The sequence below is a fragment of the Streptomyces sp. NPDC014656 genome (genome assembly GCF_043084305.1).
GTDB lineage: Bacteria > Actinomycetota > Actinomycetes > Streptomycetales > Streptomycetaceae > Streptomyces.
Window position 1 is genome coordinate 341,910 of sequence record NZ_JBIBZN010000006.1, and the last position, 23,360, is coordinate 365,269.

Here is a 23,360-nt window from a genome sequence, read left to right on the forward strand (position 1 = left end):
GGGGAGGCACCGGGCGTCGGCGACGGCGGGTGCCGGACGCGGCGAGGGTCGGACACGGCGGATGCCGCAGGCCGCGAGGGCCGGGCGCGCCGGGTGCCGGAGGCGGTGGGTGTCAGAGGCGCCGGGTGTTAGAGGCGGTGAGTGCCAGAGGCGCCGGGTGCCGGAGGCGGTGAGTGCCAGAGGCGGCGGGTGTCAGAGGCGCCGGGTGCCGGAGGCGCCGGGTGTCAGAGGCGGTGGGTGCGGCCGACGTCGTAGACGCCGGGGACGTCGCGCATGGCGCGCATGAGGTTCGGGAGTTCGGCGGCGTCGGTGAGCTGGAGGGTGTACGTGTGGCGGACCCGTTGCTCGTTCGGCGGCTCGACGGTGGCGGAGACGACCTCGACGCCGGCGGCGGCGATGGCCTCGGTGAGGTCGGCGAGCAGACCCGGCCGGCCGAACGATTCGGCGACCAGGGTGACCCGGCAGTGGGCGGCGTCGCCCCACCGTACGGGGACGACGGCCCGGCCGAGCCGGAGCATGACGTCGACGGCCGGACAGCCGGTGCGGTGGGCCGTGACGGCGCCGCCCCGGACCCGGAAGCCGGTGATCGTGTCGGGGGGCACGGGGGTGCAGCAGCCGGCCGGCCGGACCGGGGCGGGCGGGGCGCCGTCGAGGTCGGCGTGGAGCTCGGCGCCCGAGCTGCGGTCGGCGGCGACGCTGAGCGGCGGCCGGGGGGCGGCGGCCGGCTGGTGGGCGGCCTCCGGGTGCGCCTGGAGCCAGCGGGTGATGGCGATCCGGGCGGCCGGGGTGCGGGCGTGGTCCAGCCATTCCGGGGAGGGCCCCGAGTGGCTGTCCTGGGCGAGGAGCAGCTGCACGGTGTCGCCGTCGGAGAGGACGGTGCTCAGCGGGGCGAGCCGGCCGTTGACGCGCGCGCCGAGGCAGGTGTGGGCGGCCTCGCCGTGCTGGGCGTAGGCGGCGTCGACGCAGGTGGAGCCGGCGGGCAGCCCGAGGGTGCCCGCGTCGGCGCGGAAGACGGTGATCTCGTGGTCTTCGGCGAGGTCGGCGCGGAGCGAGCTCCAGAAGGTGTCGGGGTCGGGGGCGGACTCCTGCCAGTCGAGGAGGCGGGCGAGCCAGCCGGGCCGGGTCGGGTCGGTGCGCTCGCCGTCCTCGGCGGCCTCGGGGCCTTCGGGGAGGTCGGCCTGGTCGGGGGCGGTGCCGTGCGGGCTGCCGAGGGCGACGACGCCCGCCTCGGCGACCTTGTGCATGCGGTGGGTGCGGATGAGCACCTCGGCGACGGCCCCGTCGGGGGCGGCGATCGCGGTGTGCAGCGACTGGTACAGGTTGAACTTGGGGGCCGCGATGAAGTCCTTGAACTCCGAGATCAGCGGGGTGAAACAGGTGTGCAGCTCGCCGAGGACCGCGTAGCAGTCGGCGTCCTCGGCGACGAGGACGAGGAGCCGTCCGAAGTCGCAGCCGCGCAGGTCTCCGCGCTTGAGGCGGACGCGGTGGACGGAGACGAAGTGGCGGGGGCGGACGAGGACTTCGGCGGCGATGTCCGCCTCCCGCAGCACGGTGGCGACGTGCTCGGCGACCGCGGCGAGCGCGTCCGGGGAGCCGGAGCCGGTGGCGTCCGCGATGAGCGCGCGGGTGGCCTCGTACTCCTCGGGGTGGAGGATGGCGAAGACCAGGTCCTCCAGCTCGGTCTTGAGCGCCTGGACGCCGAGCCGTTCGGCGAGGGGGATGAGGACGTCCCGGGTGACCTTGGCGATGCGGGCCTGCTTCTCGGGCCGCATCACGCCGAGCGTGCGCATGTTGTGGAGCCGGTCGGCGAGTTTGATCGACATGACCCGGACGTCGTCGCCGGTGGCGACGAGCATCTTGCGGAAGGTCTCGGGTTCGGCGGCGGCGCCGTAGTCGATCTTCTCCACCTTGGTGACGCCGTCGACGAGGTACGCCACCTCGTCGCCGAACTCCCGGCGCACCTGATCGAGCGTCACCTCGGTGTCCTCGACCGTGTCGTGGAGGAGGGAGGCGGTGAGGGTGACGGTCTCGGCGCCCAGCTCGGCGAGGATGAGCGTGACGGCGAGCGGATGGGTGATGTACGGCTCGCCGCTCTTGCGGAACTGTCCCCGGTGCGAGGACTCGGCCAGGACGTAGGCCCGGCGCAGCACCGACAGGTCGGCCTCGGGATGGTGCGCCCGGTGCGCCTCGGCGACGTGGCTGATGGCGTCGGGCAGCCGGTCTCGTGGGGCGGGGCCCGCGGTGGCGCCGAGCAGGGCGGCGCGGCCGATCCTCCGCAGCTCCAGCCGGGCGCGCCCGCGCCTGCGGACGCCCGTGTCGGTGACTGCGGCCTCGGCCGCGCTCACGGGGTTCGTGGCCTCTGCGCTCATGGGGCACCTCCGGCGACGTCGACCGGCGGTGGACGGGCGGGGGGAGCCCGGGGGGCCGGTGCTTGATGCTACCGACCCCACCACGTGGCGCAGTCCCCCTCTCGCCCAGCGTGAATCGGATCACCCATTCGAGCGACGCGGGAGTCGTTGACCGTTTCGATTACGCCGCCCGGCGGAGCCCCCCGGCAGGGGCGCCGCGGGCGACCGCGGGGCCGGGCTCAGCCCTGGGCGAGCCAGGAGGGCTCCAGGGTGCCTTCGGCGACGATGACGGCCGGTCCGGTCATCTCGATCTCCCCGTCGGGGTGCTCGGTGATGACCAGGGTGCCGCCGAGGACGTCCACGGTGTACGTGACGGGGGCGCCGGTCGCGGCCGGGTCGGCGCCGTCGCGGCGGGCGGTGGCGACGGCGACGGCGCAGGCGCCTGTGCCACAGGAGCGGGTCTCGGCGGCGCCCCGCTCGTGGACGCGCATGGCGACGTGGCGGGGGCCCCGGTCGGCGACGAACTCGATGTTGACCCCGTCCGGGTAGACGGACGCGGGCTCGTAGGGCGGCTCGTCGTAGAGCGTGCCCGCGTGGGCGAGGTCCTCGACGAAGGCGACCGCGTGCGGATTGCCCATGTTCACGTTGCGCGCGGGCCAGCTGCGTCCGTCGACGGCGACCGTGACGCCGGCCTCGGGAAGGACGGCGCGGCCCATGGAGACGGTGACGGAGCCGTCCTTGTCGAGGTGGACGCGCTTGACGCCGCCGCGGGTGGCGACGGCGACCTCGCCGGCGGTGACGTGGCCGGCGTGCTCCAGGTAGCGGGCGAAGACCCGGACCCCGTTCCCGCACATCTCGGCGACGGTGCCGTCGGCGTTGCGGTAGTCCATGAACCATTCGGCCTCGCCGGCCATGGCGCGGGCCTCGGGGTGGGCGGCGCTGCGCACGACGTGCAGCACGCCGTCGCCGCCGAGTCCGGCGCGGCGGTCGCAGAGCCGGGCGACGAGCGCGGGGGGCAGGTCGATCTCGTTCTCCGCGTCGGGGACGATCACGAAGTCGTTCTCGGTGCCGTGGCCCTTGAGGTAACGGAGCGGGGTGGTCTGCGTGCTGGTCACGAGATCAACTGTACGGTGCCGCCCGGACACCCGTTCCGTTTGTCCACGGGGCGGGCCCGCGTCGTCTGTCCGCGGGGCGTGCCCGTGAGGACCCGCCGGGCTCAGCGGAGGCGGGCGACGCGCCAGACCGCGAGGGCGACGAGGGCCGCGATGGTGATCGCGTAGAGGGCCAGGACCCGCCAGTCCGGCCGCTCGCCGGAGCCGCGCTTCGGCAGTCCCGGCCAGGTGTAGCCGACCTTGCGGGCGGCCATCACGCCCCAGCCGGCGGCGCAGAAGCTGATGAGCAGTCCGAGCATGGCGACGACCGCGCCGCCGTCGCCGGAGCCGAAGGCGAGGGGGAAGGCGAACATCAGGGAGCCGACGGCGGCGAGCCCCACGATCGGGGCGAGCTGCCAGATCCTCAGCAGGCGCCGCGGGCGCAGCTCGACCTCGACCTCATCGGCGGCGATCTCGACCGCGGTGCCCTCCGCGTCGTCGGGACCGTCGGGGGTCAGCCCCGGGGCGTCCCCGGGGACCGACTCGTGCTGTTCTCTGTCGCGAGGGCCGGCCTCCATCGCCACGCGCCCTCCCCACTCGGACTCCACTTGGTCGATCGATGCTCGATGATGGCACGCTCCCGACCGCCGAAATGACGGCCAGAGCGTCCCGATGCCATCACGTGATCAGGCTGTAACCGCTCGTTCGACCAACGACAGCGCCTCCCGCGGGAGTTCCCCGCGGTGATCGGCGGCCCCGCTGAGCCAGTGGACGCGCGGGTCGCGGCGGAACCACGAGTCCTGGCGGCGGGCGAAGCGCTTGGTGGCGCGCACGGTCTCGGCGCGCGCCTCGTCCTCGGTGCACTCCCCCGCGAGCGCCGCGAGCACCTGCTGGTAGCCGAGCGCGCGGGAGGCCGTGCGCCCCTCGCGCAGCCCCAGCACCTCCAGGGCGCGGACCTCGTCGACGAGGCCCGCCTCCCACATGCGGTCCACGCGGGTGGCGATCCGCTCGTCGAGCTCGGGGCGGGCGACGTCGACGCCGATCTGGACCGTGTCGTAGACGGACTCGTGGCCGGGGAGGTTGGCCGTGAAGGGCTTGCCGGTGATCTCGATGACCTCCAGGGCGCGGACGATCCGGCGCCCGTTGCTGGGGAGGATCGCCCGGGCCGCCCCGGGGTCGGCGGCGGCGAGCCGGGCGTGCAGGACGCCGGAGCCGCGCTCCTCCAGCTCCGCCTCCAGACGGGCCCGGACCCCGGGGTCCGTACCGGGGAACTCCAGGGCGTCCACGGCGCCGCGCACGTACAGGCCGGAGCCGCCGACGAGGACGGGGGTGCGGCCCTCGGCGAGCAGCCGGTCGATCTCGGCGCGGGCGAGGCGCTGGTACTCGGCGACGCTGGCGGCCTCGGTGACGTCCCAGATGTCGAGGAGGTGGTGGGGGACGCCGCCGCGTTCCCCGGGCGTCAGTTTGGCGGTCCCGATGTCCATCCCGCAGTAGAGCTGCATCGAGTCGGCGTTGACGACCTCGCCGCCGAGCTGCTGGGCCAGGAACACACCCAGATCGGACTTTCCGGCTGCCGTGGGGCCGACGACGGCGATGACCCGCGGTGCGGGAGCTGCACTTCTCACCGCCCCAGTCTCGCAAACCCCGGAGGGCGTCCCCGAACGAGCGACGTGACAGGGGGGTGGGGGGTTCGTTGCCCGTTGCGTGGTTCCGGCCGTGCCGCGTGGTGTTCCGGCCGTGTTCCGGCCGTCGCTCCCCCGCGCGGCACCCCCCGACAAGTAGGCTTGGAGTGAATATGGGCGTTTTCGCAATGTTTCGCCGGAAGAGGAAGGGTGCCGCGGAGGTCTCGGCCGGGACGGCCGGGGTGATCGAGGTGACCGAAGCGACCGAAGCGACCGAAGCGACCGAAGCGACCGAGACCGATGTCACGGAGGACGGCGGCGTGACGCGGGTGACGGTCGCGGGGCTGACCGCCCCGGAGCCGGTCCCGGCGGGGTCCGCTTCGGAGGAGCCCGCTTCGAAGGCTCCTTCCGGGGAAGGCGTTCCGGAGGCGGAGTCCGAGGAGGCGGTCGCCGAGGTCGTGGAGATCCCGCGGCAGCAGTCGGCCGGTACGGCCGCCGACGCGGACAGCGAAACGGGCGGGACCGCCCGCAGGTAGGCAGGACACGGACACGGAGAGGTGCCCCATGGGTCTCCTGGATTCACTGAAGGCCAAGCTGGGCCCGGCCAAGGACAAGGTCTCGGACCTCGCGCATCAGCACGGGGACAAGATCGACCAGGGTCTGGACAAGGCCGCGAGGATGGTCGACGAGAAGACCAAGGGGAAGTACAGCGACAAGATCCAGTCCGGCACCGGCAAGGCCAAGGAGGCCATCGACCGGATCGGGCACAAGGGCGACGGCACACCCGGCACCGACGGCACGCCGGGGACGCCTGGCGCTCCGGGCGCTCCGGGCACGCCGGGCCCCGGCGGCACTCCCCCGCCGCCGCCCGCCGCCTAGGGACCCGGCCCGCCCGTACGGCGAGGCGTGACGAGGGCCGCGGAGCACGTGCTCCGCGGCCCTCGTCACGCCTCGTCATGTCACATCGCGCCGCGCGCGGAGGCCCGCCGCTCAGGACCAGACGGCGACCAGGTACTCGACGCCGTACGGCGCGTCCTCGTGGAGGAGGCGGCCGGCCAGGTCCGCGCCCTCGGCGGCGCCCGCGAGGACCTGCCAGGGGGCCCGTCCGGCCGCCTTCAGCTCGTACGCGAGACCGGCGTCGAGCGCGAGGACGCCGGGCACGTCGGCGGAGCCCAGGGCACGGGCGGCCTCGGCGTCGAAGCCGGCGGCGCGCTCGTCGAAGTAGCCGGGGGCCTTCACGGTCCGGCAGGCGCTGCCGTCGCCCAGGACCAGCAGGGCGACCCGCTCGGCCGAGGCGGCGAGCCGGCGGCCGGCCGCGGCGCACTCCTCCGCCGTGGCCCGCTCGTCGACCCCGAGCCCCTCGACCGGGACGTCGGACCGGGCGGTACGGGAGAGCAGCCAGGCGCCCACGGCGAGCGGGGCCGGCAACGGGCGGGCGCCCCCGGGGCCTTCGCCGAGGCGCACGGAGAGGTCGACGCCGAAGCCGGCGAAGGAACCGGTGGAACCGGCCGGGAAGACGCCCGGGGCGTCCCCGGACGCCGGCCCGACGACGTACAGCCGGTCGGGCCGGGCGGCGGCGAGCACCCCGAGGGCGTCCGCGCAGTGCGCCCGCGCGTCCTCCAGCTCGGGGGCGGCACCGCTCGCGACCTCGGGCACGAGGAGCGGCGGGCAGGGGCACACGGCTGCGGCGACAAGCATGATCCGCAGCCTACTGCCCCACGGCCCCGGACAACGGCCGGACAACGGCCGGTCAGCGGCCTGCCGGCGGCTTCGCCGTGGCCGGCCGACGGCTTCCCGCGGCGGCCAGGCCCGGCAGCTCCCGCGGCGGTGTGCGGCGGCCTCTCAGTGTCCGGCGCCGCAGGCCGGGACCTCGGCCGCCGGGAGCGGCTCGGGGACGCCGATCTTCGGCAGGCCGAGCAGGACGCCGGCCGGCTTGGCGGCGGCCGCGGCGGTGCGCTTCTCCCAGGCGTCGCCCGCGCGGGTGCGGCGGACGGCGGTGGTCGGGCCCTCGGCGAGCAGGTGGTGGGGGGCGGCGTAGGTGATCTCGACGGTCACCACGTCGCCGGGGCGGACGTCCTGGTCCGGCTTGGTGAAGTGGACGAGCCGGTTGTCGGGCGCGCGGCCGGACAGGCGGTGCGTGGCGCCGTCCTTGCGGCCCTCGCCCTCGGCGACCATGACCTCCAGGGTGCGGCCGACCTGCTTCTTGTTCTCGTCCCAGGAGATCTCCTCCTGGAGGGCGACCAGGCGCTCGTAGCGGGCCTGCACGACCTCCTTGGGGATCTGGCCGTCCATCTCGGCGGCCGGGGTCCCGGGGCGCTTGGAGTACTGGAAGGTGAAGGCGTTGGCGAAGCGGGCCTCGCGGACCACGTGCATGGTCTGCTCGAAGTCCTCCTCGGTCTCGCCGGGGAAGCCGACGATGATGTCGGTGGAGATGGCGGCGTGCGGGATCGCGGCGCGCACCTTCTCGATGATCCCGAGGAAGCGCTCCTGCCGGTAGGAGCGGCGCATGGCCTTGAGGACCGGGTCCGAACCGGACTGGAGCGGCATGTGCAGCTGCGGCATCACGTTGGGCGTCTCGGCCATGGCGGCGATGACGTCGTCGGTGAAGTCGCGCGGGTGCGGGGAGGTGAAGCGGACGCGCTCCAGGCCCTCGATGGCGCCGCAGGCGCGGAGCAGCTTGCTGAAGGCCTCGCGGTCGCCGAGGTCGGAGCCGTACGCGTTGACGTTCTGGCCGAGCAGGGTGATCTCGGAGACGCCCTCGGCGACCAGCGCCTCGATCTCGGCGAGGATGTCGCCGGGCCGGCGGTCCTCCTCCTTGCCGCGCAGGGCGGGGACGATGCAGAAGGTGCAGGTGTTGTTGCAGCCGACCGAGATCGAGACCCAGGCCGCGTACGCCGACTCGCGGCGGGTCGGCAGGGTGGAGGGGAAGGCCTCCAGGGACTCGGCGATCTCGACCTGCGCCTCCTGCTGGACGCGGGCGCGCTCCAGCAGGACCGGCAGCTTGCCGATGTTGTGCGTGCCGAAGACCACGTCGACCCAGGGGGCCCGCTGGACGATCGTGTCGCGGTCCTTCTGGGCGAGGCAGCCGCCGACGGCGATCTGCATGCCGGGGCGGGCGGTCTTCATCGGGGCGAGGTGGCCGAGGTTGCCGTACAGCTTGTTGTCGGCGTTCTCACGGACCGCGCAGGTGTTGAAGACGACGACGTCCGCGCCGTCGGCCTCCTTGGGGGCGCGGACGTAGCCCGCCTCTTCCAGCAGACCGGAGAGCCGCTCGGAGTCGTGGACGTTCATCTGACACCCGTAGGTGCGAATGTCGTAGGTCTTCGGTCCTTCGATGCCCACTGTGAGACTCCGGTCGCTGCTGCTGGTCATGACATCCAAGAGTAGGCGGTCGCCGAAGGGGTCCCGGCCGGACGCGGGAGCCGGCCCGGTGTCCGGATGTGACAGGGAATCGTCATTGCCGTCATGCGGCGGGGCGGGCGAGGGTGGGGACATGTCCGAGACGCCCTCCACCACGGCCCCCGCGGCGCACCCCGTCCACCGGGTCGTCGTCGCGGTCTTCCCCGACGTGGACCTCCTCGACGTCACCGGGCCGGCCGAGGTCTTCGCGCTGGCCAACCGGGAGACGGGCGCCGCCCGCTACCGGGTGCGGCTGGCCGCGCCGGGCGGCGCCGGGGAGGTGCGGACCTCGGCGGGGGTGCGGCTGGTCGCCGACCTCGGCTTCGACGAGGTCGGCGCGGACGTGGACACGCTGCTCGTCCCCGGGGCGGTGGACCCGGCTCCGGACGGCGGGGTCGTCGCCCGGCTCGACCCCGAGGTCGTGCGGTGGGTGCGGGAGACCGCGCCGCACGCCCGGCGGGTGGCGTCGGTCTGCGTCGGCGCGCACGTCCTCGCGGCGGCCGGTCTGCTCGACGGGAAGTCCGCGACGACCCACTGGTCGACGGCCGCGCAGCTGGCGGCCGACCACCCGGAGGTCACCGTCGACCCCGATCCGATCTTCGTGCGGACCGACCGGGGCCGGCTGTGGACCGGAGCCGGGATCAGCGCCTGCCTCGACCTCTCCCTCGCCCTGGTGGCGGAGGACCTGGGCGAGGGGACCGCGCTGGCGGTGGCCCGGCAGCTCGTCATGTACCTGAAGCGGCAGGGCGGCCAGAGCCAGTTCTCGGTGCCGCTGAGCCGTCCGGCGGCCGGCCGGAGGGACATCGACGAGCTGCGGCTCTGGATCGCGGACCACCTCGACGAGGACCTGTCCGCGGAGCGGCTCGCCGGCCGGATGTGCCTGAGCGAGCGGCACTTCGCCCGGGTCTTCGCGCAGGAGACGGGTTCGAGCCCCGCCGCCTACGTGGAGGCGGCCCGGATCGAGGTGGCCAGGCGCCATCTGGAGACCTCGGACGCGCCGCTCGCCGAGGTGGCGGCGCGGGCGGGGCTCGGCTCGGTGGAGACCCTGCACCGGGCGTTCCGCCGGCAGCTCGCGACCACCCCGGCGGCCTATCGCCGCCGGTTCCGCACCGGGACGGGCTGAGCCCCGTCCCTCGATCGCCCCACCGCCCCGGCGGGGCCGGTGGCCCCGCCACGCCTTCAACCAGTCCGATTCCTTACGAAAGGTACCGACATGAGCATCACCCCCTCCACCCCCCTCCGCGCCCTCTCCGGTCTGACCGACGAGCCGGCCCGCCTCTCCGAGGCGGTCCTGGTCCTCATCGACCTCCAGAACACCTACCGCTCCGGCGTCATGGCACTGGAGGGCGCGGAGGAGGCCGTCGCCGAGGCGGCGCGGCTGCTCGCCCGCGCCCGGGCGGCCGGCGCCCCGGTCGTGCACGTCCAGCACGACAGCGGCGAGGGCTCCCCGTACGACCTCACGGCGCACGTCGGCGCGATCAGCGACGAGGTGGCTCCGGCCAAGGGCGAGCCGGTCGTGGTGAAGAACTTCCCGAACGCCTTCCACGCCACCGACCTGGAGAAGGTCCTGACGGGCCTCGGTTTCGCGGCGGGCGCCGGGAAGGACCTGGTCCTGGCCGGGTTCATGACCCACATGTGCGTGAACTACACCGCCCAGGCCGCGTTCAACCTGGGCTACCGGCCGACCGTCGTCGCCGGGGCCACCGCCACCCGCTCCCTCACCGCGCCGGACGGGACGGTCGTGCCGGCCGCCGAGCTCAAGCGGGCCGCGCTGACCGGCCTGACCGACGTCTTCGCGGTCGTGGTGCCGACGGCGGCGGACCTGCCGGCCTGACCACCGCGCCCCGCGGCTCGGCGGCCGGGCCGGCGGGCCGAGCGAGGACCGGGCGAGGACCGGGCGAGGACCGGGCGAGGACCGGGCGAGGACCGGGCGAGGACCGGTACCCCGCGGTTTTCCGCAGGGGGACCGGACGGGAACGCGCATACCGGCTCCGAGCCGCGCTCCCTGGGCCGGGGAGGGGTCCGGCGAGCCCGCCGCTCCTCGCCGGGGTCCCGCTCGGCGCCTTCCTGCTGTGGCCGCGGACGTGCGCCTCAGGCGGGGGCGCCGGTCAGCAGGGCGTGGAGGCGGACGAGGGTCCGTTCGTCGCCGAAGCCGCCCGCCTTGATGACGACGGGGACCCGGGGCGCGTCCGCCGGGCCCGCGAGGGTGCCGCGCGCGATGCCCGGTTCGGGCTCGTCGTGGAGGTCGATGCCGTGGGCGCCGAGCGCGCGCAGCACGGCCTCGGCGGTCTCCCCGCCGGTGAGCACGAGCCCGTCGAAGGGGGCGCGGCCGGCGAGGGCGGCCACGGACGCGGCGAGCGCCCTGGTCGGCTCGCCCGGGTCCGCCCGCCGTTCGTGGGGCGTGTGGAGGATGCGTACGGGGGTGTCGGCGGCGCACAGCGGGCCGGCGGCGACGGCGCTGACCGCGCCCGGCTCGGCGGCCAGCAGGGCGAGCTGCCTGCGGGTGGCGGGGTTGGCGCTTCCGACCGCGACCAAAGGGCGTGTGGCGAGCGGGAGTTCACCCTCGCCGTACGTCCTTGCGCGCGTGTGGCGGCGGGCGAGGGCGGCGGCCAGGCCCGGGGAGCCGACCCACAGGACGGCCCGGTGGTCGGGCACGGCGGCGACGATCCGGTCCAGGTCCGCGTCGGTGGCGGCGGAGCAGACGAAGAGGCCGCCGTCCGGGAGGAGACCGGACAGGAGCTCCGGCCGTCCGGAGTCGACGAGGACGGCCTCCGGGAGGATGCGGGCGAGGTCGGCGGTACGGACGGGGTGCGCGGGGTCGCGGGCGAACTCGCTCTCGTCGACGCGGACTCCGCGGACGTACTGCACGCCGTCGCGGGTGGTCCTGCCCTCGGCGGGGAAGGCGGGCGCGATCACGACCGCCCGCCGCCCCGAGCCCTCCCGCGCGGCGCGGATCTCGGCGGCCACGTGGCCCCGGAGCGTCGAGTCGACGGTCTTGAGGAGCAGCCCCGCGCCGGCGAGGGCCCGGGCCGCCTCCCGGGTGCGGGCGACCGCTCCGGTCTCGTCCAGGAGCCGGCTGCCGAGGTCGACGGCGAGGACCCCGTCCTCCCGTCCGTGGCCGTGGAACGGACTGCCGGAGAGGAGCACCCGGGCCGGGTGACCGGCCCGGCGGAAGGGCGCCGCCCCGTCCCCCGCACTGGTCAGGTCGTCGGCGAGGACGGCGACGCGCGGCGGGGTGACGGGCGGGGCGGGGCGCATCGGCGGCTTCCTCGGGGTCGTACGGGCGCGGGCGGCGCGCGGCACTCGGCGCGTGCGCTCGCCCCACCCTCACCCGCGCGGCCCGCTCAGTCCAGCGCCCGCCGGGCGCCGCCGCTTCCGGTGCGGCCCGGAGGACGGGGCCGGGCGGGGACGGCCGACGCGGCGACGGCGCGGCGGCAGACGGGTGCCGTGGTCACGGGCATGCGGAAACTCCCTTGGGACAGGGGCGAGTTGTCGGCTCGGCGGGGGCCAGGGGCGGGCAGAGGGGACTGCCCTCAAGATCACCGAGCCGTGCCCGACGCTAGCCGGACACCCCCCGGCGCCACGACAGGACACACGGCACGGCACCCCTCCCGACGCCCACTCACCGCTTCGGCGGAGCGCACACGCGCCGACCGGGGCGGGTGGGGTGGGGCGGGGCGGGGGGGGGAGAGACGGGGGGCGGGCGGGGGCAGCTGGGGGGCTGAGGCAGCCGGGCGGGCGCCGCCCTGTCCGTACGGGTCCCGGCGTACGGGTCCCGGCGTACGAGCCACGACGTACGCGTCCCGGCGCGCGGCGGACGCTCAGGCCCCCGAGGCGGCCGGAAGGACCGGAACGGCCGGAAGGACCGGAAGGACCGGAGGAGCCGGGGCACGGGCGACCGGCGCCCCGGTCGTGGCTGCCCGTGGTCCCGTCGCCACCGGGAGCCACGGCGCAGTGGAGGTCACAGCCGGCCGCGCCGGTTCTCCCTGGCCAGCGGCGGCGGCCACCTGGCAGGATCGACGGCATGTTCACCTCGCTCACCCGTGCCGCCCGCCGCCGCGCCCTCGCGCTCGCGGCCGCGCTGCTCGCGGTCGGCGGGGTGCTGCTGTGGTGGCTGGCGCCGTTCGGGGCCTCGACGCCCAGGGGCTCCGTCACGTTCAGCACCGGGGTCCGCAGCGGCGTCTACGAGCACTACGGCGAGCTGCTGAAGCAGGCGATGGCCAAGGACCTCCCCGAGGTCTCGATCACCCTCAAGGAGAGCGAGGGCTCCCAGCAGAACCTGGCGAGGGTCGCCTCCGGCGAGGCCGACTTCACGGTGGCGACCGCCGACGCCGTGGCGCAGTACATCCGCGACCGCCGGCCGGGATTCGAGCGGCTGCGCGGCTGCGCACGGCTCTACGACGACTACGTGCAGCTCGTCGTGCGCAAGGGCGCGTCCGCCCAGAGCGTGGCCGACCTGCGCGGGCTGCGGGTCGGCGTCGGCCAGGACGGCTCGGGCGTCCGGCTGATAGCGGACCGGGTCCTCGCGGCGGCCGGGCTCACCCCGTCCCGGGACGTGACGGCGGTGCCGGTCGGCATCGACTCGATGCCGGAGATGCTGGAGAACGGCAGCCTGGACGCCTTCTTCTGGTCCGGCGGGCTGCCGACCCGGGCCGTGCAGACGCTGTCGGAGCGGACTTCGGTCCGGCTGATCCCGGTGGACGACGCGCTGGTGGAGGCGCTGCGGGACGTGGGCGAGTCGACCTGGCACTACCGCTCGGCCGTGATCCCGGCCGACGCGTACGAGGCCGCGCAGGACGGGCAGCGGGTGAGGACCCTGGCGGTGGCGAACCTGATGGTGACGACCGCCGAGGCCGATCCGGACCTGGTGGAGGGTTTCACCCGGTCGGTGATCGACAGCCGGGACACCATCGGCAGCCGGGTGCACCCGGCGCAGCTGGTGGACCTGCGGACGGCCGTCTACACGGAGCCGCTCACCCTCCACGACGGCGCCCGCCGCTACTACCGCTCGGTCAAGCCCTGAGCCGTACGGGCTCCGCCGCCACCGGCCGGCCAGAGCGCACCCCACCACCCGGGGGCGTACCGGCTCCACCGCCACCGGCCGCCCGACGCGCACCCCCGCCACCCGGCCACACCCTGGGACGCACCGGCTCCGCACCCACCGATCGCCCGACGCGCACCCCCGCCGCCACCCCACGCCCCAGGCGGTACCGGCTCCGTCCTCACCGGTCGGCCGGGGCGTGCCGTGGCACGGTGACCGTCACGCGCAGTCCGTGCGGCTCGTTCGGGGCGAAGGCGATCCCGCCGCCGGTGGCGGCCAGCAGGACGCGGGCGATGGAGAGGCCGAGCCCCGAGCCCTTGACGTTCTGGTGGCGTCCGGAGCGCCAGAAGCGGTCGCCGACCCGGCCCAGCTCCTCCTCGGTGAGGCCGGGGCCGAGGTCGGCGACGACGACCTCCACGGAGTCCTTCCCGGGGAGGACCCGGACCGTGACCCGCTCGCCCGCCGGGGTGAACTTCAGCGCGTTGTCGACGACCGCGTCGAGCGCGCTGGACAGCGCCACCGGGTCGGCCCAGCCCGTGGCCGCCCCGCACTCCCCGGTCAGCCCGACGCCCTTGTCGTCGGCGACCGGGCGCCAGGAGGCGATCCGCTCGGCGGTGAGCGCGCCGACGTCGGTCAACCGCAGGTCGGCTTCGGCGTGTTCGGCGAGGGCCAGGTCGAGGAGGTCGTCGAGGACCCGGGCGAGCCGCTTGCCCTCAGTGCGCACGGAGGCGATCTCCTCGTTGTCCTCGGGGAGTTCGAGGGCGAGCAGCTCGATGCGGAGCAGCAGTGCGGCGAGCGGGTTGCGCAGCTGGTGCGAGGCGTCGGCGACGAACGCCCGCTGCTGCTCCAGGGATTCCTCGACGTGGTCGGCCATCTCGTTGAACGAGCGGGCCAGGCGGCGCAGTTCGGGCGGGCCGCCGGCCTCGGCGACCCGGGAGTTCATCCGGCCGGTGGCGATGTCGTGGGTGACGCCGTCCAGGACGCGGACCGGGCGCAGCACCCAGCCGGTGAGGCGGACGGCGGCGCCGACGGCGAGGAGCATGGCGGCGGCCTCGCCGGCGAAGATCACCAGCCAGCCGCGCAGGATGCGGGCGCGGAGGTCGCCGGTGGGCGAGTCGGTGACGACGACGGCGACGACGTCGCCGTCGCGGACCACCGGGGAGGCGATGGTGAGGCGGGCGTGCGGCTGCCAGGGCCAGACCTGCGGCGGGTCGTGGCTGCGGCGGCCGAGCAGGGCCTCGTTGAAGGCCCGGCGGCCCTCGCCGTCGTAGGGGACGACCCAGTCCTCGGGGGCGGCGGCCATGGCGCGGTTGTCGCGGTAAAAGATGCCGGCCCGGATGCCGTAGACGTCGTGGTAGCTGGCGAGCTCGCCGCCGAGGGTGGTGCGGCGCTCGTCGCTGATGGCGGCGGGGTCGTCGACGAACTGGGCGAGCGCGGCGAAGCGGGCTCCGTCGTCGAGGCGGTCGACGACGACCCGCTGCTGCTGGGCGGCGGCGAGGCTGGCGGCGAGCGGGAAGCCGAGGGCGAGGAGGACCCCGGCCATCAGGACGATGAGCAGGGGGAGGAGTCGGGTGCGCACGGGCGGGGCGGCCGGGGGTTACGCGGCCGGGGGGACCAGGCGGTAGCCGACGCCCCGCACGGTCTCGATCAGGGCGGGCATCCGCAGCTTGGAGCGGAGCGAGGCGACGTGCACCTCCAGGGTGCGGCCGGTCCCCTCCCAACTGGTCTGCCAGACATCGGAGATGATCTGCTCGCGGCGGAAGACGACGCCGGGCCGCTGGGCGAGGAGGGCGAGCAGGTCGAACTCCTTGCGGGTGAGGGCGACGGGCTCGCCGTCGACGCTGACGCGCCGGGTGGGCAGCTCGACGGCGACGGCGCCGAGGCGGAGCACGGCGGCTTCGGCGGCGGAGCCCGTACCGCCGGCGGTCTCGTCGGGGCCGGGTCCCGCGGTGCGCCGGGAGACGGCGTGGATGCGGGCGAGCAGTTCGCCGGTGTCGTAGGGCTTGACCACGTAGTCGTCGGCGCCGAGGTTGAGGCCGTGGATCCGGGAGCGCACGTCGGCACGGGCGGTCACCATGATCACCGGGGTGGTGGTGAGCTTCCGGACGCGGGCGCAGACCTGGTAGCCGTCCTGGTCGGGGAGGCCGAGGTCGAGCAGGATCACGCCGTACGAGGGCCGGTCGCCCTGCGCGGTGGGGAGGACGGCCTGGAGGGCCTCCTCGCCGTTGCGCGCGTGGGTGACGGCGAAGCCGTGCTTGGCGAGGATCGCGGAGAGGGCCGCGGCGACGTGGTCGTCGTCCTCGACGAGCAGCAGGCGCATGGTCTTCTCCTCTCGTTCGCCCGGGGTGCCCCGGATCGGGGCATGAACGCCCATGAACGCCGATCACCGACGTCACAGTCAAGTGTCCCCCGGCGGACCGTCCGCTTCCGTTACCCACCCGGTACGGCTCCGCGGGCCACCTTCACACAGGGTGGCCGCCCGTGGCCCTATCGTTATCCTCAATTTCCGCTCAGATGTGATGACGGTCATCCGGACGTGTCTCTAGTGTCCTCCCAACCGAGGAGGACGGAGCAAGAGGCCGATGAGCGGAGTGGCAGTGTCCAAGGACCACGAGGACTCCCCGCGGGCCCAGGAGGACCTGGTCGTCCTGTCCGGGGTGAACAAGCACTTCGGCGCGCTGCACGTGCTGCAGGACATCGACCTCACGATCGGCCGCGGTGAAGTCGTCGTCGTCATCGGGCCGTCGGGATCCGGCAAGTCGACGCTGTGCCGCACGATCAACCGCCTGGAGACCATCGACGCGGGAACGATCACGATCGACGGCAAGCCGCTGCCCGCGGAGGGCAGGGAGCTGGCCCGGCTGCGGTCGGACGTCGGCATGGTCTTCCAGTCGTTCAATCTCTTCGCGCACAAGACCGTGATCGAGAACGTGATGCTGGGTCAGATCAAGGTGCGCGGCACGGAGAAGAAGGCGGCGGAGGCCAAGGCCCGCACCCTGCTGGAGCGGGTGGGCGTGGCCGCACAGGCCGAGAAGTACCCGGCACAGCTCTCCGGCGGCCAGCAGCAGCGCGTGGCGATCGCCCGCGCGCTCGCCATGGACCCCAAGGTCATGCTCTTCGACGAGCCGACCTCGGCCCTGGACCCCGAGATGATCAACGAGGTCCTGGAGGTCATGCAGCAGCTGGCCCGGGAGGGCATGACGATGGTGGTCGTGACGCACGAGATGGGCTTCGCCCGCTCGGCAGCGGACCGGGTCGTCTTCATGGCCGACGGCAGGATCGTCGAACAGGCCACCCCCGAGGAGTTCTTCAGCAACCCGCGCAGCGACCGGGCGAAGGACTTCCTCTCCAAAATCCTGCACCACTGAGCGAGTCGACGATCTAGTCTTCGCAACTCACCGCTACCCAAGGGACGTTCACCCATGAAGCTTCGCAACGCCTCCGCGGCTGCCGCGGCCGCCGTCGTCCTCGCCCTGACCGCCACCGCCTGCGGCTCCGGCTCGGACTCGGGCAGCAACGGCGACAAGATCACCATCGGCATCAAGTTCGACCAGCCGGGTCTCGGCCTGAAGACCCCGGACGGCTCGTACGCGGGCTTCGACGTCGACGTCGCCAAGTACGTCGCCAAGGAGCTCGGCTTCGCCGAGGACAAGATCAACTGGAAGCAGGCCCCGTCGGCCGAGCGCGAGAACCTCATCAAGAACGGCGACGTGAAGTTCGTCGTCGCGAGCTACTCGATCAACGAGAAGCGCCTCAAGGAGGTCGACTTCGCGGGTCCGTACTTCCTGACCCACCAGGACCTGCTGGTCCGCGCCGACGACACGTCGATCACCAAGGTCGAGGACCTCAACTCCAAGAAGCTCTGCTCGGTCACCGGCTCGACCTCCGCGCAGAACGTCAAGGAGAAGCTGGCCCCGCAGGCCGACCTCCAGCAGCTCGGCGGCTACTCCGAGTGCCTGACCGGCCTGGAGAACAAGGCCGTCGACGCCCTCACCACGGACGCCTCCATCCTCGCGGGCTACGCCTCGCAGAAGGAGCACCAGGGCAAGTTCAAGCTCGCGGGCCTGTCGATGAGCGACGAGAACTACGGCATCGGCATCAAGAAGGGCGACTCCGAGCTCAAGGGCAAGATCAACAAGGCCCTGGAGAAGATGGTGTCCGACGGCACCTGGGACAAGCTCGTGAAGACGCACTTCGGCCCCTCGGGCTACAAGAACGAGCCGGCCCCGAAGATCGCGGGCTGACCTCGCCCCTCGCCGTGACGGCCGCCCCTCCGGGGCGCGGCCGCCACGGCACCACCGGCCGCTGCCGACGCACCGGCCGTCCGACCGACCGACCACCAGGGGAGAGCGCGGGGCATCGTGTTCGACTTTCTTGATTCCGGGCAGTACGACCTGCTCGGCGCCTTCTGGGTGACGGCGCAGCTCGCCCTCTACTCGGCGATCGGATCGCTGGTCTGGGGCACCGCCCTGGTCGCCATGCGGGTCAGCCCGGTCCCGCTGATGCGCGGCTTCGGCACCGCGTACGTGAACCTCGTCCGCAACACCCCGCTGACCGTGGTCATCGTGGCCTGCTCCTTCGGCCTCAACCAGACCCTCCAGGTCACGCTCGGCGGCGACGACTTCAAGGAGATCGGCTTCCGGCTCGCGGTCCTCGGACTCACCGCGTACACCGGCACCTTCGTCTGCGAGGCGCTGCGCTCCGGCATCAACACGGTCCCGGCCGGCCAGGCCGAGGCGGCCCGCGCCCTGGGCATGAGCTTCACCCAGGTCCTGACGCTGGTGGTCCTGCCGCAGGCGTTCCGCGCGGCGATCACCCCGCTCGCCAACGTGCTCATCGCCCTCACCAAGAACACGACGGTGGCGGCGGCGATCGGCGCGACCGAGGCGGCCCTCCTGATGAAGGAGATGATCGAGAACGAGGCCCAGGCGCTCTTCACCGTCTTCGGGATCTTCGCCTTCGGCTTCATCGTCCTGACCCTCCCCACCGGCCTGGTCCTGGGCTGGGCGGCCAAGCGACTGGCGGTGAAGCGGTGAACTCCGTCCTCTACGACGTCCCCGGCCCCAAGGCCAAGGCGCGCAACGTCGTCTACACGATCGCCTTCCTCGCCGTCCTGGGCCTGGTGGCCTTCTGGGTGCTCTCCGCCATGGCGGACAAGCACCAGCTGGACGCCGCCAAGTGGAGCCCGTTCGTCACCGACTCCCAGGTCTGGACGACGTACCTGCTGCCCGGCCTGGTCGAGACCCTGAAGGCCGCCGCGCTCTCCATCCTCATCGCGCTGCCGCTCGGCGCGGCCCTGGGCATCGGCCGGCTCTCCGACCACCGCTGGGTGCGCGTCCCGGTCGGCGTCGTCGTCGAGTTCTTCCGGGCCATCCCGGTGCTGCTCCTGATGATGTTCGCGAGCCAGGTCTACGCCCAGTTCACGCCCGTCAGTTCCGACTTCCGCCCGCTGTACGCGGTCGTCACCGGCCTGGTGCTCTACAACGCCTCCGTCATCGCCGAGGTCGTCCGCGCCGGTGTCCTCTCGCTCCCCCGGGGCCAGGGCGACGCGGCCGTCGCGCTCGGCATGCGCAAGGGCCAGACCATGCTGTACGTGCTGCTGCCGCAGGCCGTCACGGTCATGCTCCCCGCCCTGGTCAGCCAGCTCGTCGTCATCGTGAAGGACACCGCGCTCGGCGGCGCGCTCCTCGGCTTCGGCGAACTGCTCAGCCAGAACCGGCAGATCACCGCGAACTACGGCGCCAACACGATCGCCGCCTTCACGGTCATCGCCCTGATCTACATCGCGCTCAACTCCCTCCTCACCTACCTCGCCGCCCGCCTGGAGCAGCGGCTCCGGCAGGGCCGGAAGGCCGCCGCGGTGAAGGACGTCGCCCCCGTCGTGAACGTCGAGATGGGCGGGGCGAGCACCGGCGGCGCCTGAGCCCCGCCCGTACGACCACCACCCCGACGGCCCGGTTTCCCCCAAGTTCCGCGCCCGTCCACTTCCGGCCCCGTCGCCTTCCCCCGGACCGCCCGCTTCCGGTGAAAGCGCCGGGGCCGGAGGTCCTGGTGGGGCCGGAAGGGGTGCGCGGGGCCGTCCGGAGCCCCCGGAACCGGCCCTTCCCCCATGCCGTCCGCACCACTCCCCTCGCGTCACTTGACGCAAAACACCCTGACTGAGTTGCATACGGTCTGTGATCAAGCACCGGGCTCGTGCCACACTCTGCTGTGCTGCCCCCATGACTTTCCGGCCTTTTGGAGCCGCGCCGTGGACCCGGTGATCATCGTGGGCGCGGGGCCGGTCGGCCTCGCGCTCTCCCTCGCGCTCGCCGCGCAGGGCGTGCCCAGCGTCGTCCTCGACGAGACCTCCGGCAAGGAGGATCCGCGCCCCGCGCGGACCGTCGTGCTGCGCGCCGACATGGCCGCCCTGGTCGAGCGGCTGGGCTGCGCCACCGTCCGCGACGAGGGGCTGCGCTGGGTCGGCTGGCGCGGCATGCGGCGGCGCCAGCAGCTCCGCCGGGTCGCCTTCGACCTGGGGCTCGGCGGCACCGAGGAGTGGTCCGAGGACCCGGACTCCCCCGCCGCGCCGGCCGCCCCCCTGCACATCCCCCAGCACGCGCTCGCCCGCGGCCTGCGCGACGCCATCGCCCGCGAACCCCTCGTCCGGCTCGTCACCGACGCCCGTCTGGACACCGTCGAGCAGGACCGCACCGGGGTCACCGCCCACACCCGCGGCCCGGACGGCACCTGGTGGCGCGGCAGCCATCTCGTCGGCTGCGACGGCGCCCGCTCGACCGTCCGCAAGCTGCTCGGCGTCCGCTTCCCCGGCCGCACCGCCGTCGAGCGGCACGCGGTCGCCGCCCTGCGCACCGAACTCCCCTGGCCCGGCCAGTCCCTGCTGCACCGTCAGCCCCCGTGGCGCGGGGTCGGCGAGGAGATCACCGCCCGGCCGCTGCCCGACGGGGTGTGGCGGATCGACTGGCTGCTGCCGCCGCGCGGCGAGCTCGTCACGCCGGACGCCCTGGTGACCCGGATCCGCGAGACCCTGGCCGGCTGGTGCGAGGGCACCACTCCCCCGTACGAGCTCCTCGACACCGGCGTCCACACCCTGCACCACCGGCTCGCCCGCCGGTGGCGCGTCGACCGGGTGCTGCTCGCCGGGGACGCGGCCCATCTGCTGGGCGCGGTCGGCACCCAGGGCCTCGACGAGGGCCTCCGGGACGTCGACAACCTCGCCTGGAAGCTCGCCCTCACCTGGCACCGGGCCGCCCCGGACACCCTGCTCGACAGCTACCAGAGCGAGCGTCGCACGGCGATCGCCGCACGGCTGCGCGCCGCCGACCAGGCCCTGCCGGCGCTGCGCGGCGGCGGGGGTCTGCGGACGTACCTGCCGGGCGTGATGCGCGGTCACGACGCCCTGCTGACCGACGGGCACCTGGGCCGGGGCCCGCTGGGCGCCTCCCCCGCCTACCCGCACTCGCCGCTGGCCGCGCCCTACAGCGAGGGCATGGTCCCGGTGGGCACCCCGCTCGGCGCGCCCGTCGAGGACGTGCGGGTCACCGCACCCGACGACACGACGGTACGGCTCCGGGACCGGCTGGGGCAGGCCCGCTTCCTGGTCCTGCTCGTCGCCCCCGGCTCCGGGGTGTGGGAGCGCAGGCACTGGCGGACGGCCGGCCTGATGCCCCGTCTGGAGGAGGCCGCCGAGGCGCTTCCGGTGGCCTCCGAGGTGCTGGTGACCGACGCCTACCCGGGCGCCCCCGCCCACGCCGTCCTGCTCGTCCGCCCCGACGGCCACCTGGTCGCCGCCTTCGCGGGCGTACGCCCCGAGGAGCTCCACGCGGCGGCGGAGGCCGCCCGCGGCAACGCCCCTGGGGACGGCCCGGAAGAAGCCCCGGAGAAAGCCCCGAAGGCGGCTCCGGAGGAGACCGGACGGCCCGGGGCCGCGGCCTCCGGGCCGGTGATCCCGGTGGAGGTCCCCGCACCGGCCGAGGCGTCGCTGGGACACGACCGGACCGTGGACGTCCATTGATTCGCGCGGGCGCGCATGGTGTACTCCGGAACGTGACCGACACCGATGTGCGCCTGTGGCGGAGGGTCCATATGGACCTGATCCGCTACGCGGGCTGCGTGTGTCGCCCGTCCTTCTGAACTCGCTTCCCTTCCCCTCGCGCGCCCGGCCGCCCGGCTGCCCGGCCGACCGATCCGCCCCGGACGCCCGTCCGGCGCGGTGTCCTCGGTGATCCGCCGGGCCTCCCCGTCGGTCCCCGGCGGCGCGCGCACCCCAGCGACTCCAGGACGGTCACCCGTGCCCGCGTCTTCTGTCATCCCTTCCCCTTCCCCCGCCCGGGCGGCCTCCGGTCCGCCGACCGCGGCCGAACTTCTCGACTTCGTCCGCCGCACCGCCGCCGACCGGACCCTCGTCGACTCCCTGCCGCTCGATCCCGAGGGCCGCACCTGGGTACGTCTGGACGGCCCCGGCGGCAGTGAGGCGTGGCTCATCGGCTGGCCGCCCGGCACCGGAACCGGCTGGCACGACCACGCCGAGTCCTTCGGCGCCTTCGCCACCGCCCGCGGCAGCCTGACCGAGCACGCGCTCGCCGTCCGCCTCCCGGCGGGCGGCTGGAAGACCCTGGAGCTGGCCGAGGGACTCGACCGCTCCCGCCGGCTCGACGCGGGCGCCGGGCGCGCCTTCGGCCGTGACCACGTCCACGAGGTGCTGAACGCCTCCCCCGACGCCCATGCGGTCTCGGTGCACGCCTACTACCCGCCGCTCCCGCTGATCCGGCGCTTCAGCCGGACGGGTCCGGTGCTCCGTCTGGAGCAGGTCGAGCGTCCGGAGGACTGGCAGTGAGCGCCGACCGCGTCGGCATCGACGAGCTTCTGGAGCGGGTCCGGTCCGGCCTCGACCGGGTCGACGCCCGCACCGCGTACGAGGAGTACGCGTCGGGCGCGGCGCTCCTGGTCGACACCCGCTACGCGGCCCTGCGCGAACGGGACGGCCTGGTCCCGGGCGCGCTGGTCGTGGAACGCAACGAGCTGGAGTGGCGGCTCGACCCCCTGGGCAGCCACCGCTCCCCGCGCGCCACCGGCCATGACCTGCGGGTGGTGGTCTTCTGCAACGAGGGCTACGCCTCCTCCCTGGCCGCGGAATCGCTCCGTCGCCTGGGCCTGCACCGGGCGACCGACCTGATCGGCGGCTTCCAGGCGTGGAAGGCGGCGGGCCTCCCAGTCCTCCTGCCGGCCGGCCGGACGGCGCCCTGACGCCCGGGGGTCCCCAGGCGCTGGGACGCGGCTCGCCGGAGGGCCCTAGTAGCCCTCCTCCAGGCCGTCGGTGGACTCGCCCTCCTCCTCCAGCGCCTGGCGGACCACCCGCAGGGCCATGCCCTCCGGGTAGCCCTTGCGGGCGAGCATCCCGGCGAGGCGTCTGAGCCGGCGGTCGCGCTCGAGACCGCGGGTGGCACGGAGCTTGCGCTCCACCAGCTCGCGCGCGGTGGCCTCCTCCCGCTCGGAGTCCAGCCGGCCGACGGCCTCCTGCACGAGGCCCGGGTCGACGCCCTTGGTGCGCAGCTCGCGGGCGAGGGCGCGGCGGGCGAGGCCCCGTCCGTGGTGGCGGGACTCCACCCAGGCGCCGGCGAAGGCGGCGTCGTCGATGAGGCCGACGTCCTCGAAGCGGGCGAGGACCTCCTCGGCGATGTCGTCGGGGACCTCCCGCTTGCGCAGGGCGTCGGCCAGTTGCTTGCGCGTGCGGGGGGTTCCGGTGAGCAGGCGCAGGCAGATCGCCCGCGCCCGCTCAGCCGGATCCTGGGGTGACAGCTCCTTCTCGGCCCTCGACGAGTCGGGGCTGTCACCCGGCCATTCGGTGCGACCGGTCACC

Annotated in this window: 23 protein-coding genes; 13 read left to right on the forward strand and 10 right to left on the reverse strand. The window is 74.4% G+C overall.

Annotated elements, in window-relative coordinates:
• Positions 1 to 224: 224 nt before the first annotated feature.
• The 4 genes from ACF1ED_RS17325 to miaA all read right to left on the reverse strand — a co-directional run bounded on the left by ACF1ED_RS17325 (position 225) and on the right by miaA (position 5,064).
• Positions 225 to 2,369: a RelA/SpoT family protein gene (locus tag ACF1ED_RS17325; RefSeq protein ID WP_391761237.1), complete on the reverse strand. Its 2,145-nt coding sequence runs from the start codon at positions 2,367 to 2,369 to the stop codon at positions 225 to 227.
• A gap of 218 nt (positions 2,370 to 2,587) precedes the next feature.
• A complete protein-coding gene (dapF, locus tag ACF1ED_RS17330) occupies positions 2,588 to 3,463 on the reverse strand; it encodes a diaminopimelate epimerase (protein WP_391761239.1) in 876 nt (291 codons plus the stop codon).
• Positions 3,464 to 3,564: 101 nt separating this feature from the next.
• Positions 3,565 to 4,017: a hypothetical protein gene (locus ACF1ED_RS17335; RefSeq protein WP_391761341.1), complete on the reverse strand. Its 453-nt coding sequence runs from the start codon at positions 4,015 to 4,017 to the stop codon at positions 3,565 to 3,567.
• Positions 4,018 to 4,125: 108 nt separating this feature from the next.
• On the reverse strand, positions 4,126 to 5,064 hold the full coding sequence (gene miaA / locus ACF1ED_RS17340; protein WP_391761241.1) for a tRNA (adenosine(37)-N6)-dimethylallyltransferase MiaA: 939 nt from the start codon (positions 5,062 to 5,064) through the stop codon (positions 4,126 to 4,128).
• Between the two features lie 248 nt (positions 5,065 to 5,312).
• Here miaA and ACF1ED_RS17345 point away from each other — a divergent pair, with 248 nt between their 5' ends.
• Both ACF1ED_RS17345 and ACF1ED_RS17350 read left to right on the forward strand, forming a co-directional pair.
• Complete coding sequence (locus tag ACF1ED_RS17345) at positions 5,313 to 5,597, forward strand: hypothetical protein (protein WP_391761243.1); 285 nt, start codon at positions 5,313 to 5,315, stop codon at positions 5,595 to 5,597.
• A gap of 28 nt (positions 5,598 to 5,625) precedes the next feature.
• Positions 5,626 to 5,940 (forward strand): antitoxin, encoded by a 315-nt coding sequence (locus ACF1ED_RS17350; RefSeq protein WP_391761245.1) that lies wholly within the window; start codon positions 5,626 to 5,628, stop codon positions 5,938 to 5,940.
• Between the two features lie 111 nt (positions 5,941 to 6,051).
• Here the strand turns inward: ACF1ED_RS17350 and ACF1ED_RS17355 are convergent, their stop codons facing one another.
• Entirely contained in the window at positions 6,052 to 6,759 is a 708-nt protein-coding gene (locus ACF1ED_RS17355) for a class III extradiol dioxygenase subunit B-like domain-containing protein (protein WP_391761247.1), read from the reverse strand.
• Between the two features lie 144 nt (positions 6,760 to 6,903).
• Positions 6,904 to 8,433 (reverse strand): tRNA (N6-isopentenyl adenosine(37)-C2)-methylthiotransferase MiaB, encoded by a 1,530-nt coding sequence (gene miaB, locus ACF1ED_RS17360; protein WP_391761249.1) that lies wholly within the window; start codon positions 8,431 to 8,433, stop codon positions 6,904 to 6,906.
• 121 nt (positions 8,434 to 8,554) lie between these two features.
• Here miaB and ACF1ED_RS17365 point away from each other — a divergent pair, with 121 nt between their 5' ends.
• A complete protein-coding gene (locus ACF1ED_RS17365; RefSeq protein ID WP_391761251.1) occupies positions 8,555 to 9,583 on the forward strand; it encodes a GlxA family transcriptional regulator in 1,029 nt (342 codons plus the stop codon).
• Between the two features lie 90 nt (positions 9,584 to 9,673).
• Positions 9,674 to 10,294, forward strand: coding sequence for an isochorismatase family protein (locus tag ACF1ED_RS17370; protein WP_391761253.1), 621 nt, complete (start codon positions 9,674 to 9,676; stop codon positions 10,292 to 10,294).
• Positions 10,295 to 10,551: 257 nt separating this feature from the next.
• Here ACF1ED_RS17370 and ACF1ED_RS17375 read toward each other — a convergent pair whose 3' ends face one another.
• Positions 10,552 to 11,718 carry a four-carbon acid sugar kinase family protein gene (locus tag ACF1ED_RS17375; RefSeq protein ID WP_391761255.1) on the reverse strand — a complete coding sequence of 389 codons (1,167 nt, stop codon included), beginning with the start codon at positions 11,716 to 11,718 and terminating at the stop codon, positions 10,552 to 10,554.
• A gap of 766 nt (positions 11,719 to 12,484) precedes the next feature.
• Between ACF1ED_RS17375 and ACF1ED_RS17380 the strand changes: the two genes are divergently transcribed.
• Positions 12,485 to 13,483: a TAXI family TRAP transporter solute-binding subunit gene (locus ACF1ED_RS17380; protein ID WP_391761257.1), complete on the forward strand. Its 999-nt coding sequence runs from the start codon at positions 12,485 to 12,487 to the stop codon at positions 13,481 to 13,483.
• 199 nt (positions 13,484 to 13,682) lie between these two features.
• Here ACF1ED_RS17380 and ACF1ED_RS17385 read toward each other — a convergent pair whose 3' ends face one another.
• A complete protein-coding gene (locus tag ACF1ED_RS17385; RefSeq protein ID WP_391761259.1) occupies positions 13,683 to 15,080 on the reverse strand; it encodes an ATP-binding protein in 1,398 nt (465 codons plus the stop codon).
• 18 nt (positions 15,081 to 15,098) lie between these two features.
• Positions 15,099 to 15,821 carry a response regulator transcription factor gene (locus ACF1ED_RS17390; protein WP_391761261.1) on the reverse strand — a complete coding sequence of 241 codons (723 nt, stop codon included), beginning with the start codon at positions 15,819 to 15,821 and terminating at the stop codon, positions 15,099 to 15,101.
• A gap of 262 nt (positions 15,822 to 16,083) precedes the next feature.
• Here ACF1ED_RS17390 and ACF1ED_RS17395 point away from each other — a divergent pair, with 262 nt between their 5' ends.
• The 8 genes from ACF1ED_RS17395 (at position 16,084) to ACF1ED_RS17430 (ending at position 22,747) form a co-directional block, all read left to right on the forward strand.
• On the forward strand, positions 16,084 to 16,869 hold the full coding sequence (locus ACF1ED_RS17395; RefSeq protein WP_391761263.1) for an amino acid ABC transporter ATP-binding protein: 786 nt from the start codon (positions 16,084 to 16,086) through the stop codon (positions 16,867 to 16,869).
• 54 nt (positions 16,870 to 16,923) lie between these two features.
• Entirely contained in the window at positions 16,924 to 17,745 is an 822-nt protein-coding gene (locus ACF1ED_RS17400) for a glutamate ABC transporter substrate-binding protein (protein ID WP_391761265.1), read from the forward strand.
• Between the two features lie 117 nt (positions 17,746 to 17,862).
• Positions 17,863 to 18,537, forward strand: a complete 675-nt coding sequence (locus ACF1ED_RS17405) for an amino acid ABC transporter permease (RefSeq protein WP_391761267.1) — start codon at positions 17,863 to 17,865, stop codon at positions 18,535 to 18,537.
• Positions 18,534 to 19,424, forward strand: a complete 891-nt coding sequence (locus ACF1ED_RS17410) for an amino acid ABC transporter permease (protein WP_391761269.1) — start codon at positions 18,534 to 18,536, stop codon at positions 19,422 to 19,424. The genes ACF1ED_RS17405 and ACF1ED_RS17410 overlap by 4 nt, the downstream gene beginning before the upstream one ends.
• Before the next feature lie 327 nt (positions 19,425 to 19,751).
• The gene (locus ACF1ED_RS17415; protein WP_391761271.1) at positions 19,752 to 21,515 is read left to right on the forward strand and encodes an FAD-dependent monooxygenase; all 1,764 of its coding nucleotides are present in this window, start codon (positions 19,752 to 19,754) and stop codon (positions 21,513 to 21,515) included.
• A 47-nt stretch (positions 21,516 to 21,562) separates the two neighbouring features.
• Positions 21,563 to 21,634 carry a putative leader peptide gene (locus tag ACF1ED_RS17420; RefSeq protein ID WP_350813796.1) on the forward strand — a complete coding sequence of 24 codons (72 nt, stop codon included), beginning with the start codon at positions 21,563 to 21,565 and terminating at the stop codon, positions 21,632 to 21,634.
• A gap of 157 nt (positions 21,635 to 21,791) precedes the next feature.
• Positions 21,792 to 22,337: a cysteine dioxygenase gene (locus ACF1ED_RS17425; protein WP_391761273.1), complete on the forward strand. Its 546-nt coding sequence runs from the start codon at positions 21,792 to 21,794 to the stop codon at positions 22,335 to 22,337.
• Positions 22,334 to 22,747 carry a rhodanese-like domain-containing protein gene (locus ACF1ED_RS17430; RefSeq protein ID WP_391761275.1) on the forward strand — a complete coding sequence of 138 codons (414 nt, stop codon included), beginning with the start codon at positions 22,334 to 22,336 and terminating at the stop codon, positions 22,745 to 22,747. The genes ACF1ED_RS17425 and ACF1ED_RS17430 overlap by 4 nt, the downstream gene beginning before the upstream one ends.
• Positions 22,748 to 22,792: 45 nt before the next feature.
• Here the strand turns inward: ACF1ED_RS17430 and recX are convergent, their stop codons facing one another.
• Positions 22,793 to 23,359: a recombination regulator RecX gene (recX, locus tag ACF1ED_RS17435; protein WP_391761277.1), complete on the reverse strand. Its 567-nt coding sequence runs from the start codon at positions 23,357 to 23,359 to the stop codon at positions 22,793 to 22,795.
• Position 23,360: the final 1 nt, after the last annotated feature.

Coding starts and splice junctions, on each gene's coding strand:
- ACF1ED_RS17395 (WP_391761263.1), top strand. CDS start 16,084: ATGAGCGGAGTGGCAGTGTCCAAGGACCACGAGGACTCCCCGCGGGCC.
- ACF1ED_RS17370 (WP_391761253.1), top strand. CDS start 9,674: ATGAGCATCACCCCCTCCACCCCCCTCCGCGCCCTCTCCGGTCTGACC.
- ACF1ED_RS17380 (WP_391761257.1), top strand. CDS start 12,485: ATGTTCACCTCGCTCACCCGTGCCGCCCGCCGCCGCGCCCTCGCGCTC.
- ACF1ED_RS17365 (WP_391761251.1), top strand. CDS start 8,555: ATGTCCGAGACGCCCTCCACCACGGCCCCCGCGGCGCACCCCGTCCAC.
- ACF1ED_RS17375 (WP_391761255.1), bottom strand. CDS start 11,718: ATGCGCCCCGCCCCGCCCGTCACCCCGCCGCGCGTCGCCGTCCTCGCC.
- ACF1ED_RS17335 (WP_391761341.1), bottom strand. CDS start 4,017: ATGGAGGCCGGCCCTCGCGACAGAGAACAGCACGAGTCGGTCCCCGGG.
- miaB (WP_391761249.1), bottom strand. CDS start 8,433: ATGACCAGCAGCAGCGACCGGAGTCTCACAGTGGGCATCGAAGGACCG.
- ACF1ED_RS17350 (WP_391761245.1), top strand. CDS start 5,626: ATGGGTCTCCTGGATTCACTGAAGGCCAAGCTGGGCCCGGCCAAGGAC.
- ACF1ED_RS17325 (WP_391761237.1), bottom strand. CDS start 2,369: ATGAGCGCAGAGGCCACGAACCCCGTGAGCGCGGCCGAGGCCGCAGTC.
- ACF1ED_RS17355 (WP_391761247.1), bottom strand. CDS start 6,759: ATGCTTGTCGCCGCAGCCGTGTGCCCCTGCCCGCCGCTCCTCGTGCCC.
- ACF1ED_RS17400 (WP_391761265.1), top strand. CDS start 16,924: ATGAAGCTTCGCAACGCCTCCGCGGCTGCCGCGGCCGCCGTCGTCCTC.
- ACF1ED_RS17390 (WP_391761261.1), bottom strand. CDS start 15,821: ATGCGCCTGCTGCTCGTCGAGGACGACGACCACGTCGCCGCGGCCCTC.